This is a genomic window from Nisaea sp. (assembly GCF_017640745.1).
GTDB lineage: Bacteria > Pseudomonadota > Alphaproteobacteria > Thalassobaculales > Thalassobaculaceae > Nisaea.
The window spans coordinates 187,812-203,473 of sequence record NZ_JAEPQA010000001.1; the positions used below are offsets into that span (position 1 = coordinate 187,812).

Sequence of the window (15,662 nt, forward strand, 5' to 3'; positions counted from 1 at the left end):
TGCACGAGGGTCATAGGCAAAGCTTCACAAAAGTTCAATAAATTTAGTCCCCATTTCGAAGCCGGTCCCGCATCTCTGCCAGCACCGAAAACGGGTTCTCGTCTTCGTCTTCTGCGTCACTGTCCGTCCAGACGATGCCGTCCGGAGCTTCCTCTTCTCCCGGCTTGCGCGGATGCTCGTCGAGCAACAGCGACAGATTCTGGGATATGACCTCGCCGAGGTCAAACCCGCCGTCCTCTATCCGCCCCATATTTTCATCATCCGGCGGCAGGTCCACCTCCGCCACAGGGCCGCTTTCCGTCTCGCTTGTCAGAACCTCGCTGAATTCCTCCGAGATATCCGCCTCGAACGGTTCGAGCGAAACCACGGAGAGATAGGTCAGGTGCGCCGAGACCGTCCCGGTAATCCGCACCGCCCTGTCTTTGGCAAGGCGCTCGATCGAAACAACCGCCCGAAGCGAGGTCAGAGCCGGAAGCCCGAAGCGCTCGGCAAGCGCACGGCACTCCCCGGGCGTGGCCTCAACGTCCAGATGGGTCACCCGTTTCTTCAGATCCTTGATCCGTACGGGGCGCGAAAGTTCTGTCTTGGCTGTCGTTTCCATGGGAAGCGCACAATATGCGCAGCGTGCCCCGCCCTCAAGCGGCAAGCGCCTGCAACGACCTCAAGGGGCGCGGAAACCGATATCGCCGGCAGTGATCCGTTCCTGCGGCTGCTCGCCAAGATGGGCGAATTGGGCGATGACATATTCTGCCATCTCTCCGGAAATTGCCTCAGCCTCGGCTTCTCCACGATAGAGATTGCGCATCAACGCCCCGCTTATCAGGTCGCCGCGCTGTTCATCCGAAGCCAGCAGAGCGCCTTCGTAGGCGTCGAGGCGACCGTAGAAGGCCCGCCCCATCTCCTTGACTTTCTTTCCGATGGAGATGTCGCTGACGCCGATTTCCCGGAGCGACTGGTCCATATCGGTGAAAAGCGTATCGAAAAGAGCCTGCGAGAACGCTTCCGATTCGCCTTTCTTTCCCTTCAACCGGATCAATACCAGAGCTGAGTGCAGCACCAGCAGATCGAAGCGGCCATCGAGCGTGTCCGGCACCCCGAAGCGCGTATAGAAAACAGGGAGGCGGGATTGCCGGACGATCTCCTGATAGGCTTTGGCCGCCGCATCGGCGGATGCGTTGCGCTTGAAGAATTTGCTGAACACCGCGCGATCCCGCTTCCGGTTTGAGTTGCGCGCAAAATGGCGTCGGGGCCGCCCCGCGTCAACGACCGGCAACAGGATTGTTGACCTCGGGCCGGTCGGTCCCCAAATTGGCGGCAACCCGCCTGCCCCAGGACCCTGGCGGATTTCAGTCACGGACAAGATGTCACGGAGAGAACGAGTGAGCCGCAAACGGTTCCAGCGCACCGGCTTCGCCATTGCGATCATCGCCCTCGGACTGGTTGCCTGCTCACCGCGGGTCGCGATCCATGGCAACATGGTCGATATCGAGACCCTCGCGGCGATCGAGCCGGGCGAGAGCGACAAGGGCCGGGTCCTCGCCCTGCTCGGTTCGCCGTCGACGGAAAGCCAGTTCGGCCAGGAAACCTGGATGTATATCGCGCGCCGGACCGAACAGACCGCCTTCTTCGCGGAGGATGTGCTCGATCAGCGCGTGATCTACATCGCCTTCGACCAGAACGGGATCGTCGACAGCATCGGCCGCCTGAACAAGGAAGACGGCAAGCGGATCGAGTATGTCGGCCGCGAGACGCAGACCGCGGGCCAGCGGATTTCGTTCCTGCAGCAGCTGTTCGGAAATATCGGCCGGTTCAATCAGGATGGCGCCTTCAGCAGCCAGTAAACCCTTTGGCTGAAAAGAAAAGGCCCCGCATGCGCGGGGCCTTTCCTGTTTGATTGATGTGCCCGATCAGGCGGCGAGCGCCGCCAGCAGCAGGAGCGCCACGATGTTGGCGATCTTGATCATCGGGTTCACCGCCGGACCGGCCGTATCCTTGTAGGGATCGCCGACCGTATCGCCGGTAACTGCGGCCTTGTGGGCTTCGGAGCCCTTGCCGCCGTGGTTGCCGTCCTCGATGTACTTCTTCGCGTTGTCCCATGCGCCGCCGCCGGCGGTCATGGAAATCGCGACGAAGATCCCGGTCACGATCGTGCCCAGCAGCATCGCACCGAGCGCGGTGAAGCCCGCACCCTGCCCGCCGATCAGACTGATCACGAAATAAACCACGATCGGCGCCAGCACCGGCAGCATCGACGGGACGATCATTTCCTTGATCGCCGCCTTGGTCAGCATGTCGACCGCACGGCCGTATTCCGGCTTCTCGGTCCCCTGCATGATGCCCGGATGCTCGCGGAACTGCCTCCGGACCTCCTCGACGACCGCGCCGCCGGCACGGCCCACGGCCTGCATGCCGAGAGCGCCGAAGAGATAGGGCAGAAGGCCGCCGATGAAGAGACCGACCACGACATACGGGTTCTGCAGCTCGAACTTGACGTTCAGCTCCGGGAAGTAGTGGTTGAGGTCCTCGGTGAAGGCCGCGAACAGCACCAGCGCCGCGAGGCCGGCGGAGCCGATGGCATAGCCCTTGGTCACCGCCTTTGTGGTGTTGCCGACCGCGTCCAGCGCATCGGTGGTCTCACGCACGGATTCCGGCAGTTCCGCCATCTCCGCGATGCCGCCAGCATTGTCCGTGACCGGTCCGTAGGCGTCGAGCGCCACGACCATGCCGGCAAGCGCCAGCATCGTGGTTGCCGCAATGCCGATGCCGAACACACCCGCGAGCAGGTAGGCGCCGATAATGCCGCCGGAGATGATCAGCGCCGGGAGCGCCGTCGCCTCCATGGAGACCGCGAGACCCTGGATCACGTTGGTGCCGTGGCCGGTCTCGGAGGACTTGGCGATGGAGCGCACCGGACGGTACTCCGTCGAGGTGTAATATTCCGTCACCCAGACGATGAGCCCGGTCACCACCAGACCGACAAGGGCGCAGCCAAAGAGCGTCATGCCGGTCACTTCACGGCCGCTGTTCATGGCCATGACCGTATCCCAGCCGAGCACAGTGCTGATCACGCCGCCGATCAGGACAGCCGAAAGCACCGCGCTGACGATGAAGCCCTTGTAGAGCGCTTTCATGATCTTCTTGTCCGGACCGAGCCGCACGAAGAAGGCACCGACGACGGAGGCGAGAATGCAGACCGCGCCGATCAGCAGCGGGAAGGTCAGCATAAGGGCCGCGGCCTCACCGCTGAAGAAGATCGCCGCCAGCAGCATGGTTGCGACCACGGTCACCGCGTAGGTCTCGAAGAGATCCGCTGCCATGCCCGCACAGTCGCCGACATTGTCGCCGACATTGTCCGCGATCACGGCCGGGTTGCGGGGATCGTCCTCGGGGATGCCGGCCTCGACCTTGCCGACCAGGTCGGCGCCGACGTCAGCGCCCTTGGTGAAAATGCCGCCACCAAGACGCGCGAAGATCGAGATCAGCGACGCGCCGAAGCTGAGGGCGACCAGCGCCTCGAGAATGTGGCGCAGGCCCGCGTCCGTGGAGGCGTCATACATGCCGAGCAGGATGCCGTAGTACCCGGCCACCCCAAGCAGGCCGAGACCGACAACCAGCATGCCGGTGATCGCACCGGACTTGAAGGCGATGTCCAGCGCCGGGACCATGCCGACCGTCGCCGCCTGGGTCGTGCGGACGTTGGCCCGCACGGACACGTGCATGCCGATATAGCCCGCAGCGCCCGAGAGCACGGCACCGATCACGAAGCCGATGGCAACCGTCAGGCCCAAAGAGACCGCGAGAATGATCGCGACCACGACTCCGACGATACCGATCGTTGTGTATTGGCGATTGAGATACGCCGCCGCGCCTTCCTGGACCGCGCCGGCGATTTCCTGCATCCGTGCGGACCCGGCGTCGGCGGCAAGCACCGACCGGATCGCCCATAGTCCGTAGAGCAAGGCCGCCACTCCGCACAGGAGGACGAAAGCCAAAGTTCCGCTCATATCCGAAACCCTTCTATCTTCTTGAACACGTTTCCTCGCCGCCGGGTCCGGTCTTGGCGCCGGACTCCGACTGGCATTTCAAATCGAAGGGTGAAATTAGCAGACAGCGAAAAGAATTTGCCGGTCTCCGCCCCACCACTCCAAGTGGGGAAAAACCTAGCAAAAATTTGGGTCCTGTAAAGCGTATCTAACTGAATCCGCAATTACATTTACGGTCTTTATACCGGTGAACGCTGGCGCCACAAAGCGACGGCGATGACTGAACCGGCAATGGCAAGGAGCGGTAAAACTCCATAATTGACCGCGTTCCAGCCGAAGGCGTTGAGCAGCGCGCCGGAGGCGAAGGAAGAGACCGTAACCGTTCCAAAGACTAGGAAATCGTTCAGGCCCTGCACCTTCGCGCGCTCTTCCGGAGAGTGGCATTCGGCGAGCAGAGAGGTTCCGCCCACGAACATGAAATTCCAGCCGACCCCGAGCATGACGAGACCGAGCCAGAAGCGTTCGATTTCGAGCCCACTGATATTAACCAATGCCGCGCCGACGAGGATCACCGCACCGGTCATCATGACCTGCCGGACCCCGAATCGCTGGATCAGAGAGCCGGTGAAGAAGGACGGCGCATACATCGCCAGCACGTGCCACTGGATCACGAAGGCGGCATCCCGGAACTCGTAGCCGCACCCGACGATTGCCAGAGGCGTCGCGGTCATCACGAAGCTCATGACCCCGTATCCGATCATCGCCCCGACCGCCGCGACGATGAAGGTCGGCTGCCGCACGATCACCGACAGCGGGCGGATGTTGGGGCTGTCCGGAGCGTGGCGCGCCGGCGGAATATGGACGAAGTAGAGGAACGCGAAGGAAAGCGCCTGGACACAGGCCACCACGATGAAGCAGCCGGCATAGAGCACAGGCGTGAAGAGATCGTAAGACCATTTCGAGAGTTCCGGTCCGACGATCGCGGCGAAGACACCGCCAGCGAGCACCAGGGAGATCGCCTTGCTGCGGAAGGCCGCACTGGCCGTATCCGCCGCCGCGTGGCGGTAGAAGACGGCGAAGCCCTGGAAACAGCCGATCATCATCGAGCCCGCGGCAAAGATCGCGAAGCTGCGTTCGAAGATACCGTGATAGGCCAGCAATGCGCCGAAGATACCGATCGTGATACCGACGGCGAACCCGCCGCGTCTTCCGATTTTCCGCATCAGGAAAGACGCCGGCAGGGTCGTCGCCATCGTCGCGGTGAACTGAAGCGCGAGCGGGACCGTCGACCAGGCCGGATCCGAGGCGAGCTGCTGGCCGACCAGCGCAGTCACGGTCATGTTGACCGACATGCCGGTCATAGCGAGCGCCTGACAGATCGCCAGAAGAACGACATTGCGAACCGTCGGATCGCGGCCTTCGATCGTGGAAGTGGTCATGGGTAATCGCGGATCAGTCGAAAAGAGGTCCGTCTGGTAGCACGGCTGCCGTGAACCTGCCAGTTCCACGAACCTCCGCGTGCGCAACTAGCCTTGCAGAGGGCGTTCGAAAACGTTCTGGAACAGAAGATCGACGACGACACCCTTGCCGACGATTTCCTCGGTTTTCGCCATCAGGCGCTCTTTCAGAAAGGCTCGGTCATTGATCCCCGGTTTGATATCGAGCGAGGAAAGCGCATGCACATACGCGAGATAGGCATCAATGATGCGGACCTTCTCCCGGTTGATGAGTTCGAAATTCGGGCCGGGCTCGACCTCGATGAAGATGTGAAGGACCAGAAAGCGGTCGACCTGGCCGTCGCGGAAAATCGGGATGCTGAGCGGCTCCAGATCGACGAGTTGGGTGACTTTAGGCCTTTCCGGGGCCTTGTTCTCGTCTTCCGGCGGCACCTCCTGACCGAGCATGGCAAGCACCTGCGGCGGGAGCAGCCCCGGCGCGAACATCGAGACGCCATAGACGCCTCCGCCGGCGAGCGCGAGCAGGACGACGAGGATGACAATAATCTTCATGCGCTTATTTAACTCACGCGCTAGGCGTGGGTATAGCCCCGGCGCTCAAGTATGAGCGGCTTTCCGTCGGCATCGAGCAGGTCTACGCCGGAACCGGCGCGGATCGTGCCGATCCGCGTCACCGGCACACTCGCCTCTTCGGCCCGCAACATGACCTCTTCCCGGGCCTCCTTCGGGGCGGTGAAGAGCAGTTCGTAATCGTCACCGGACGAAACCAGATCGCCGGGTTTGGCCTGGCCGTTCCGCATCGCGGCCGCGGCTGCCTGAGACACCGGAATGGCGAACAAGGAGACTTCTGCGGCGACGGAGGAACATTCGGTGATGTGTCCGAGATCCTGCGCCAGACCGTCCGAAATATCGAGTGCCGAGCTTGCCACCCGCAGCAGAGCCCGCCCCAGCATCGGACGCGGCTCCGGAACCTGATAGCGGTCGATCAGGAATTGCTCCGCATCCTCATCGAGACCAGAGATCCGGCCCATGAGCACGGCAAGCCCCAGTCCCGAATCCCCGATTGTTCCCGAGACGTAGATATCGTCCCCGGGACGGGCACCGCTGCGCAGCAGGGCCCTGTCTTCGGGCAGCCAGCCAAACGCCGTTACGGAGATGGTGAGCGGTCCGGGTGTGGATACGGTATCGCCGCCGAGCAGCTTCAGTCCGAAGGTAATGTGATCGCTGCGCTGTCCGGTCACGAACCGTTCCAGCCATCCTTCGGGATCCGACATTCCAGACGGCAGAGCGAGCGTGACCGTATAGCCGTAGGGTTCGGCGCCCATCGCCGCGAGATCGGAAATGTTGACGCGGAGCGCCTTGCGCGCGATCCGGTCCGGCGGATCGCTCTCGAGGAAATGCACGCCGGCGACCAGGGCATCAGCGGTCACCGCCATCCGCATTCCTGCCGGTGGCGAGACGATCGCCGCGTCGTCGGCAAGTCCGAGGGCCTCACTCTGCCCTTTCACAAGCGGCGCGAAATAGCGCGCAATCCGTTCGAACTCGCCGAGGCGTTTCACCACTCAGGCGCTTTCGGAACCGGGAGCAGCAGCGCCGGTCTCATCTTCACGTACGGTGCGTGCGATACGATCGAGGACGCCGTTGATGAACCCCGGCTCCTTCTCCGCGAAGAAGGCGTGGGCCACATCGACATATTCCGAAATCACGACCGGCGCCGGGATGTCGCCATGGGCAAGCAATTCGTGCGCGCCGCATTGCAGGATGTTGCGGACGATGGTCTCAAGGCGGTCGAGCGCCCAATCCTCGGCAAGTGCCCCGGCGATGAGCTGGTCGACCGCTTCGAGGTTGGCGGTCACGCCGGCCGCGAGCTTCTCGTAGAACGCCGGATCCGCCGGGCCGAAGCTCTCGTCATCGGCGCCGCCGTCAAGGCGCAGCTCCTTGAATTCCGCAATGACGCGCGGCGCCGGCGTTCCCGTGATCGCCATCTGGTAGAGCGTCTGCACCGCGGCAAGCCGCGCCGCGGTGCGGCGCTTTCGGTCCGTTGCCTTCTGGCTCGATTTACTCATCCTCGGCTCACTCAATTCCGAAACGGCGCTTGATGGCAGCCATCGCAAGAGCCGCCTCCGCGGCGTCCCGCCCCTTGTTCTTCTGCCCGACCGAGGCCCGCGCCCATGCCTGCTCGCGGTTCTCGACCGTCAGGATGCCGTTGCCGATCGCCAGCCCTTCCCAGAGGGCGAGATCCTGCAGGCCACGGGCGCTCTCGCCGCACACATAGTCATAATGCGTGGTCTCGCCCCGGATGACGCAACCGAGGGCGACATAACCGTCAAAGGCCGGCCCGTCTGTGCGCTGCGCGGCGAAGGAGATCGCCGCCGGGATTTCCAGCGCGCCCGGCACCTCGAGACGTTCGAATTCCGCGCCGGCGGCCTCAAGCGCCGCCGAGGCGCCCTTCACCAGCTCGTCCGCGATGTCCTCGTAGAAGCGTGCCTCGACGATCAGAATGCGGCTCATCGGCCCGCTCCTTCGGTTCCTGTCTTTACGCCGCGCCGCTCTACTACGGTCAGTCCGTAGCCTTCCAGCCCGACAATGTTCCTGTCGTGATTGCTCAGGAGAATCATGTCGCTGATCCCGAGATCGACCAAAATCTGGGCGCCGACACCGTAATCCCTGAGTTCATTCTCGCTGCCCTTGCCTTCGGCCTCGGCGCGCAACTTCCGGCGCACCCGGTCCGAGAGCGCGGTCGCGGAAGGCTCGCGGATCAGAACGACGACGCCGCGCCCCTCCTCACCGATCTGGCGCATGGCGTTCTGCAGCTCGCCGCCGGCGCGGGCGCCGGTCCGGTCACCGAGAACGTCTTCCATGATGCTGAGCGCATGCATGCGCACCAGAACCGGGTCCGCCGTCGTGATGTCGCCCTTCACCAGAGCGACATGCTCGGCATAGGTGACCTTGTTGACATATACGATCATCCGCCAGTCGCCGCCATGTGCGCTGTCGAGCGTCGTCTCGACAGAGCGCTGAACAACCGATTCCGTGCGCCGGCGGTATTCGATCAGGTCCGCGATGGTCGCGACCTTGAGGCCGTGAAACTGCGCGAACTGCACCAGATCAGGCAGGCGCGCCATGGTGCCGTCGTCGTTCATGATCTCGCAGATCACGCCCGACGGGTTGAGCCCCGCCATGCGGGCGATATCGACGACCGCTTCGGTATGTCCGGCACGGACCAATGTGCCGCCATCGCGCGCCATCAGCGGGAAGACGTGGCCCGGCGTCACGATGTCGTCGCGCGCCGCGCGCGGGTCTATGGCGACCTGGATCGTGCGCGCCCGGTCATGTGCCGAGATCCCGGTCGTGACCCCTTCCCGCGCTTCGATCGAGACCGTGAAGGCGGTTTCATGCCGGGTGCCGTTATTGGCCGACATCAGCGGCAGGCCGAGCTTCTCGATCCGCTCCCGCTCCATCGAGAGGCAGATCAGCCCGCGGCCGTGCTTGGCCATGAAGTTGATCACTTCGGGCGTCGCCATCTGCGCCGGGATGCAGAGGTCGCCCTCGTTCTCACGGTCCTCGTCGTCGACGAGGATGAACATGCGGCCCTGGCGCGCCTCCTCGACCACCTCCTCGATGGAGGAGAGAGCGGTGCGAAAGACTTCGCCGAGCGATTCAGCGGTTTCAGACATTCCGTAGATCCCGGACATCAATCAGGCGCGCAACATAGCGGGCAAGCATGTCGACTTCCATGTTCAATTGGTCGCCGGGCCCGCGGTCGCTGAGAGTGGTCTCTTTCCAGGTATGATCGATGATGTTGATGCCGAAGGTCTCGGCCGAAACCTCGTTTACCGTCAAAGAGATACCGTCGAGCGCAACGGATCCTTTCTGGGCGACGAAAGCGACGAGCTCCGGCGACGGACGAAGGGTCAGACGGTGGCTGTCGCCTTCTGGGGCGATCGAAACGAGCTCGGCGAGGCCATCGACATGCCCGCTGACGATGTGTCCGCCAAGCTCGTCCCCGACCTTCAGGGCCCTCTCGAGATTGATCCGCGTCCCCTCTTTCCAGGACGAAAGATTGGTCTTCGAGAGGGTCTCGGCCGAAACATCGGCGGCAAACCACCCAGGGCCCTTGTCGACCACGGTGAGGCAGCATCCGGAACAGGCGATCGAAGCGCCGATCGCGACGCTGTCCATATCGAAGCCGGCCGATACCGTCATGCGCGTATCGCCGGTCTTCTCGATACGGGTGACCGTACCGATATGCGTGATTATTCCTGTGAACATGGCCGTAACCTAGTTTCGTGGGCGGTAGGTTTCCACCAGATCTTCGCCCACGCTTCTGACATCACGCCGTTCGAAACGCGGCATGAATTCAAGCAGTTCAAGACCGAGGTCGCGCACTGCGCCGATCCCGTCCCCTCCGATGATCGCCGGTGCCCGGAACCAGACAAGTTCATCGACGAGATCCCGGCGCAGAAAAGCCGTCGCAAGTTCGCCTCCGGATTCGACCATCAGCCGGGTGATCCCGCGTTCAGCGAGCAGCGCGAGCACCGCCTCGAGGTCCAGCCGTCCGTCAACGAGCGGCATGTCTCCGGCGACCTCGACCCCGACGGCCTTCAGGGCTGCCGCTCGAGGATCGCTTTCCGAGATCGCCGTGATTGCCAGGGTAGGCACCTCATTCGCGGTTTCCGCGACCTCGCGGTCCGGTGTCAGCCTTAATCCGCCATCGAGCACCACCCGCAGCGGTGAGCGTACGGTCAGTCCCGGCAGCCGGCAGGTCAGCGCCGGATCGTCCGCGAGGACCGTGCCGATACCGGTGACGATCGCATCGTGCGTCGCCCGGATCTGGTGTGAAACGGCGCGCGCGCCGGTCCCTGTGATCCACTGGCTGCGTCCGTTCGCGAGCGCGACCTTGCCGTCGAGGGATGTCGCCAGTTTCAGGGTCACGGCGGGGCGGTTTTTCCGGATCCGGGTGAGGAAACCGATATTGAGTTCCTCCGCTTCCTTCTCCAGCACGCCGGCGACGATCTCAATGCCGGCTGCTGCGAGCTTTCCATGGCCCGCGCCGTCGACGCGCGGGTCGGGATCCCTCAGCGCATATACGACGCGCGCGACGCCGGCGGCGATGAGCGCATCACTGCAGGGGGGAGAGGCGCCATGATGCGCGCAGGGCTCAAGCGAAACATAGACCGTCGCGCCCGCCGCGGCGGCACCGGCGTCTTCAAGCGCGACCGCTTCGGCGTGGGGACGTCCGCCCGCCTGCGTCCAGCCGCGCCCGACAATCTCGCCGTTCTTGACGATGACGCAGCCGACCGACGGGTTCGGAGAGACCCTTCCGAGGCCCCTGCGCGCGAGCGCGAGAGCGTGCCGCATGAATGAAACATCAGACTGCATTGGCATCCGTACCCGCCCTGCAACGTCCCCGCGCGGGACACCGCCTCAGTTTGCCGCCGGCCGCGGACCTCTGACGCAAGGATCGCTCAATCGTCTCCGTCGTGGCTGATTTCCTCGACGAATTCCTCGAAATCCTTGGCTTCGCGGAAGTTCTTGTAGACCGAGGCAAAGCGGACATAGGCGACCTGATCGAGGTTAGCCAGCGATTCCATGACCATCTGCCCGATCACCTCCGACGGGATCTCCGCCTCGCCCATGCTTTCGAGGCGACGGACGATACTGGTCACCATCCGCTCCACGCGCTCCGGATCGACCGGGCGCTTGCGCATTGCAATCTGGATCGAACGCACCAGCTTGTCGCGATCGAAGGGGGCACGCTTGCCGGTCTTCTTCACCACGGTCAGTTCGCGGAGCTGAACCCGCTCGAACGTCGTGAACCGGGCACCGCATGCCGGGCAGAACCGGCGCCGCCGGATGGCGGCACTATCTTCGGTCGGACGGGAGTCCTTCACCTGGGTATCCGTGTGACCGCAGAACGGACAGCGCATCTCTTTCCCCCTTCAATCGATCCTGTAAGGCGGCCTCCCCGGACCGCCGTCCTGCTCAGTAGATCGGGAACCGTTCGCAAAGCGCGCCGACCTGCGCACGCACCTTGTCTTCCGTCAGTGAACTTGAGCCGGGATTCTGTGCGACGGCGTCGAGGACGTCACCGATCAGATTTCCGATCTGCTTGAATTCGGCGACCCCGAAACCGCGGGTCGTGCCGGCCGGCGTGCCGAGGCGGACCCCGGAGGTCACCATCGGCTTTTCCGGATCGAACGGCACACCGTTCTTGTTACAGGTAATGCCGGCGCGTTCGAGCGCCTGTTCCGCGACATTGCCCGTCAGCCCTTTCGGCCGGAGATCGACGAGCACGACATGCGTATCGGTTCCGCCGGAAACGATATCCAGACCACGCTCCTTCAGCACGTCGCAGAGCGCGCGCGCATTCTCCACCACACGTCGGGAATAGGTCTTGAAATCAGGTGTCAGCGCCTCGCCGAACGAGACTGCCTTGGCGGCGATCACATGCATCAGCGGACCGCCCTGCAAGCCCGGAAAGACGGCCGAATTGATCTTCTTGCCGAGTTCCGGATCGTTCGAGAGGATCATGCCGCCGCGCGGACCACGCAGCGTCTTGTGCGTCGTCGTGGTGACCACATGCGCATGCGGCAGCGGGCTCGGATGCGCGCCGCCGGCGACCAGACCGGCGAAATGCGCCATATCGACATGGAAATAGGCGCCGACGGAATCTGCGATCTCGCGGAATTTCGCAAAATCGATCTCACGCGGATAGGCGGAACCGCCCGCGATGATCAGCTTCGGCTTATGTTCTTCGGCCAGCGACCGGACCTGATCGAAATCGATCCGCGCATCGTCTTTGCGCACGCCGTACTGCACCGCCTTGAACCACTTGCCGGAAAGGTTCGGCGGCGCGCCGTGGGTCAGGTGACCGCCGGCCGCGAGCGACATTCCCATCACGGTGTCGCCCGGCTGCACCAGCGCCAGCATCACCGCCTGGTTGGCCTGAGCGCCCGAATGCGGCTGAACGTTGGCAAAGGCACAATCGAAGAGCTTGCAGGCCCGCTCGATCGCCAGGGCTTCCGCCTTGTCGACGAATTCGCAGCCGCCATAATAGCGGCGCCCCGGATACCCCTCGGCGTATTTGTTTGTCAGAACAGAGCCCTGCGCCTCGAGAACGGCGCGTGAGACGATGTTTTCCGAAGCGATCAGTTCGATCTGATCCTTCTGGCGATGCAGTTCCTCGGCGATCGCGCCGAACAGGTCCGGGTCGCTCTCGGCGAGCGGCGTGGCGAAGAACGGATTGTCGGTCGTGGTGGTCTCAAAAGCGGACATGTCAGCTCCAGTTCGGGTCCGGCGGTGCGATGGGCCTACTCGGTCCTCCGCCGCGGCGCAAGCTCAAGGGTTACGTGCTCTCGGTAAAACCGAGTTTGTCTACGCGACGCTGATGCCTGCCGCCTGCAAATTCTGTGTCGAGAAAGACGTCTACGCAGTCTTTTGCGACTTCTTCCCCGATCAGCCGGGCACCGAGCGCGAGAACATTCGCATCGTTATGCTCCCGGCAAAGTCGGGCTGAGGTGATGTCGTGACAAAGCGCCGCACGCACCCAGGCGTGACGGTTGGCGGCGATGCTGATGCCGATCCCGGTACCGCAAACCACGATGCCGCGTTCGCCCTTGCCGTCTTTCAAGGCCTTCGCCACGGCGCCGCCGAAATCGGGATAATCGACGGAGTCCAGACCGTGCGTGCCGACATCGACGACGTCCCACCCCTTATCTTTGAGATGAGCAATCAATACTTGCTTCAAAGAAAATCCGGCGTGATCCGATCCGATCACGATTGCGTTATCTGCCATTTTCCGTCCGACCAAACGCTCCTCGTTGCGGCGAGCCCACTATATACGCCACCCGGACTCCTGCGCACCACTATTTCCGCGCCTAAGTCCTCTGCATCGCACGCATAGACTGACATTCGCGCCATAATATATTCGCGGCCGTATTTTGACCGTAAATTCCAGATAATGATGCCTCCCAGAAATCAGCCGGAAATATGAGATTCAAGTTCAACATATGGAAAACGGAATGAAGTTTATTTCTTGACAACTACTTCGCTCGGGACAATGTTCCGCACTCGAGATCATCACTTTAAAGTTCATTATCGGATCGCAAAAATGACCGAAGAATCCCGCGAAGAAAATCTGGGCTCCTCTGAACTACTGCGCATGACGACGGACGTCGTGTCGGCCTATCTCGGAAATAACACCGTGGCCGCTTCGCAGATTTCAGAGATCATCAGCACCGTTCATGAGGCCTTGTCGCGTCTCAATACTGAAGTAAGCGAACCGGAAGCGGAGCCGGCGAAACCGGCTGTCCCGGTCCGGCGTTCGATTACGCCCGAATACATTATATGTCTCGAAGACGGTAAGCGCCTGAAAATGCTCAAGCGTCACCTTCGGACTACCTACAACATGACTCCGGAAGAGTACCGTGCGAAATGGGGCCTGCCGGCCGACTATCCGATGGTCGCCCCGAACTATGCCGCGCAGCGTTCGGAATTCGCGAAGAAGATCGGCCTGGGCCGCAATGCAGTGAAGCGCGGCGGGCGCAAGCGTAAAGCCGGTTAATCCGCCAGATAACAAGAAGAACGCCGGGATGGAACTCTGTCCCGGCGTTTTTTATTGCCGATCAAACCAGTTTTCCGCGCCCGGCCGCCGGTCTGGACGGACTGTTCTTTTCGAGCACGTACTTGAGCTTGCGCATTACATTATGCCGGAGCACGGCCTCACCGCTCGCCGGGTTGCCGACGATCGAGACCTCCGTCATCGTGACCGGATCGAAGGCGCTGACTTTCACGTAGCTGCCCGAGGGCAGAAACTCGATTATCACGCCGCGTTCGTCTAGTTTGCGCGCCATCGTCAGGATCCCGCCGTTCGCCTGTCCGGAGAGACAGGGCAGAACGGCATCAATGCTCCAACGGAAATTTGAAGCTATATTGCTTCGGCGTATATACCTCATCCATCGAATACAGCAACTTCGGGAGCCACCCAATGTCTGTCCAACCCGCCGTCAGTTCCGCCAAAGCGGCAAGCTCGTCGCGGCCTCAATTCGACTGGGAGGATCCCCTTCTGATCGAACAGGAACTGACAGAGGAAGAGCGCATGATCCGCGATGCGGCGCGCGCCTATTGTCAGGACAAACTGATGCCGCGGGTGCAGGAAGCCTTCCGTGACGAAGTCTTCCATCGCGAGATCATGAACGAGATGGGCGAGCTCGGCTTCCTCGGCTGCACCATCGATGGCTATGGATGCGCCGGCGTGAACCACGTCTGCTACGGCCTGATCGCCCGCGAGGTCGAGCGCGTGGACAGCGGCTACCGGTCCGCCATGAGCGTGCAGTCCAGCCTGGTGATGCATCCGATCTATGCCTATGGCAGCGAAGAGCAGAAGCAGAAGTATTTGCCCAAGCTCGCGACCGGCGAATGGGTCGGCTGCTTCGGCCTGACCGAACCGGACCACGGCTCCGATCCGGGAAGCATGGTCACCCGCGCGAAGAGCGTGCAGGGCGGCTACCTGCTCAAGGGCGCGAAGATGTGGATCACCAACTCGCCGATCGCCGATGTCTTTGTCGTCTGGGCGAAGACCGATGACGGCCAGATCCGCGGCTTCATCCTCGAGAAAGGCATGAAGGGTCTGAGCGCGCCGAAGATCGAGGGCAAGTTCTCGCTCCGGGCCTCGATCACAGGCGAAATCGTCATGGACGATGTCGAGATCCCGGAAGAGAACATGCTGCCGAACGTTGCCGGCCTGAAGGGTCCCTTCGGCTGCCTCAACAAGGCCCGCTACGGAATTTCCTGGGGCGCCATCGGCGCTGCCGAATTCTGCTGGCACCAGGCGCGCCAGTACACGCTCGACCGCAAGCAGTTCGGACGGCCCCTCGCCGCCAACCAGCTGATCCAGAAAAAGCTGGCGGACATGCAGACCGAGATCACCCTCGGCCTGCATGGCAGCCTGCGCCTCGGCCGGATGATGGATGAAGGCACCTGTGCGCCGGAATCCATTTCGCTGATGAAGCGGAACAATTGTGGCAAGTCGCTCGACATCGCTCGTGTCGCCCGCGACATGCATGGCGGCAACGGTGTCTCGGACGAGTACCACGTCATCCGTCACGTGGTGAATCTGGAGGCGGTGAACACCTATGAAGGCACGCACGATGTGCATGCCCTGATCCTCGGCCGCGCCCAGACCGGTCTGCAGGCCTTTACCGGCGCCTGATCGACGGCA

The 15,662-nt window shown here is 62.5% G+C and carries 18 protein-coding genes; 3 read left to right on the top strand and 15 right to left on the bottom strand.

Annotation, left to right across the window (positions count from 1 at the left end; translation table 11 throughout):
- Nucleotides 1-43: 43 nt before the first annotated feature.
- Entirely contained in the window at nt 44-601 is a 558-nt protein-coding gene (locus JJ959_RS00920) for a YceD family protein (protein ID WP_292879391.1), read from the bottom strand.
- Nucleotides 602-661: 60 nt separating this feature from the next.
- Nucleotides 662-1,273 (bottom strand): ubiquinol-cytochrome C chaperone family protein, encoded by a 612-nt coding sequence (locus JJ959_RS00925; RefSeq protein ID WP_292879392.1) that lies wholly within the window; start codon nt 1,271-1,273, stop codon nt 662-664.
- Between the two features lie 106 nt (nt 1,274-1,379).
- Between JJ959_RS00925 and bamE the strand changes: the two genes are divergently transcribed.
- Nucleotides 1,380-1,841, top strand: a complete 462-nt coding sequence (gene bamE, locus JJ959_RS00930) for an outer membrane protein assembly factor BamE (RefSeq protein ID WP_292879393.1) — start codon at nt 1,380-1,382, stop codon at nt 1,839-1,841.
- A gap of 66 nt (nt 1,842-1,907) precedes the next feature.
- Here bamE and JJ959_RS00935 read toward each other — a convergent pair whose 3' ends face one another.
- The 12 genes from JJ959_RS00935 to rpiB form a co-directional block, all read right to left on the bottom strand.
- Nucleotides 1,908-4,004 carry a sodium-translocating pyrophosphatase gene (locus JJ959_RS00935; protein WP_292879394.1) on the bottom strand — a complete coding sequence of 699 codons (2,097 nt, stop codon included), beginning with the start codon at nt 4,002-4,004 and terminating at the stop codon, nt 1,908-1,910.
- Between the two features lie 218 nt (nt 4,005-4,222).
- A complete protein-coding gene (locus JJ959_RS00940; RefSeq protein WP_292879395.1) occupies nt 4,223-5,422 on the bottom strand; it encodes an MFS transporter in 1,200 nt (399 codons plus the stop codon).
- A gap of 87 nt (nt 5,423-5,509) precedes the next feature.
- On the bottom strand, nt 5,510-5,992 hold the full coding sequence (locus tag JJ959_RS00945; protein WP_292879396.1) for a flagellar basal body-associated FliL family protein: 483 nt from the start codon (nt 5,990-5,992) through the stop codon (nt 5,510-5,512).
- 20 nt (nt 5,993-6,012) lie between these two features.
- Nucleotides 6,013-7,002, bottom strand: coding sequence for a thiamine-phosphate kinase (gene thiL, locus JJ959_RS00950; protein ID WP_292879397.1), 990 nt, complete (start codon nt 7,000-7,002; stop codon nt 6,013-6,015).
- Nucleotides 7,003-7,506: a transcription antitermination factor NusB gene (gene nusB, locus JJ959_RS00955; RefSeq protein WP_292879398.1), complete on the bottom strand. Its 504-nt coding sequence runs from the start codon at nt 7,504-7,506 to the stop codon at nt 7,003-7,005. It lies immediately after the preceding gene.
- Between the two features lie 7 nt (nt 7,507-7,513).
- Nucleotides 7,514-7,951, bottom strand: a complete 438-nt coding sequence (locus JJ959_RS00960) for a 6,7-dimethyl-8-ribityllumazine synthase (protein WP_292879399.1) — start codon at nt 7,949-7,951, stop codon at nt 7,514-7,516.
- On the bottom strand, nt 7,948-9,117 hold the full coding sequence (ribB, locus tag JJ959_RS00965) for a 3,4-dihydroxy-2-butanone-4-phosphate synthase (protein WP_292879400.1): 1,170 nt from the start codon (nt 9,115-9,117) through the stop codon (nt 7,948-7,950). Before ribB ends, JJ959_RS00960 begins: the two co-directional genes overlap by 4 nt.
- A complete protein-coding gene (locus JJ959_RS00970; protein WP_292879401.1) occupies nt 9,110-9,712 on the bottom strand; it encodes a riboflavin synthase in 603 nt (200 codons plus the stop codon). Before JJ959_RS00970 ends, ribB begins: the two co-directional genes overlap by 8 nt.
- 9 nt (nt 9,713-9,721) lie before the next feature.
- Nucleotides 9,722-10,828, bottom strand: a complete 1,107-nt coding sequence (gene ribD, locus JJ959_RS00975; protein ID WP_292879402.1) for a bifunctional diaminohydroxyphosphoribosylaminopyrimidine deaminase/5-amino-6-(5-phosphoribosylamino)uracil reductase RibD — start codon at nt 10,826-10,828, stop codon at nt 9,722-9,724.
- Between the two features lie 80 nt (nt 10,829-10,908).
- Nucleotides 10,909-11,370 carry a transcriptional regulator NrdR gene (gene nrdR, locus JJ959_RS00980; protein WP_193180518.1) on the bottom strand — a complete coding sequence of 154 codons (462 nt, stop codon included), beginning with the start codon at nt 11,368-11,370 and terminating at the stop codon, nt 10,909-10,911.
- A 55-nt stretch (nt 11,371-11,425) separates the two neighbouring features.
- A complete protein-coding gene (glyA, locus tag JJ959_RS00985; RefSeq protein ID WP_292879403.1) occupies nt 11,426-12,718 on the bottom strand; it encodes a serine hydroxymethyltransferase in 1,293 nt (430 codons plus the stop codon).
- A gap of 70 nt (nt 12,719-12,788) precedes the next feature.
- Nucleotides 12,789-13,238 carry a ribose 5-phosphate isomerase B gene (gene rpiB / locus JJ959_RS00990; protein WP_292879404.1) on the bottom strand — a complete coding sequence of 150 codons (450 nt, stop codon included), beginning with the start codon at nt 13,236-13,238 and terminating at the stop codon, nt 12,789-12,791.
- A gap of 315 nt (nt 13,239-13,553) precedes the next feature.
- On the opposite strand from rpiB, the gene JJ959_RS00995 reads away from it, so the two are divergent.
- Nucleotides 13,554-14,006 carry a MucR family transcriptional regulator gene (locus JJ959_RS00995; RefSeq protein WP_292879405.1) on the top strand — a complete coding sequence of 151 codons (453 nt, stop codon included), beginning with the start codon at nt 13,554-13,556 and terminating at the stop codon, nt 14,004-14,006.
- A gap of 61 nt (nt 14,007-14,067) precedes the next feature.
- Here JJ959_RS00995 and JJ959_RS01000 read toward each other — a convergent pair whose 3' ends face one another.
- Entirely contained in the window at nt 14,068-14,295 is a 228-nt protein-coding gene (locus tag JJ959_RS01000) for a hypothetical protein (protein WP_292879406.1), read from the bottom strand.
- A gap of 134 nt (nt 14,296-14,429) precedes the next feature.
- Here JJ959_RS01000 and JJ959_RS01005 point away from each other — a divergent pair, with 134 nt between their 5' ends.
- On the top strand, nt 14,430-15,653 hold the full coding sequence (locus JJ959_RS01005; RefSeq protein ID WP_292879407.1) for an acyl-CoA dehydrogenase: 1,224 nt from the start codon (nt 14,430-14,432) through the stop codon (nt 15,651-15,653).
- The last annotated feature ends 9 nt before the right edge of the window (nt 15,654-15,662 follow it).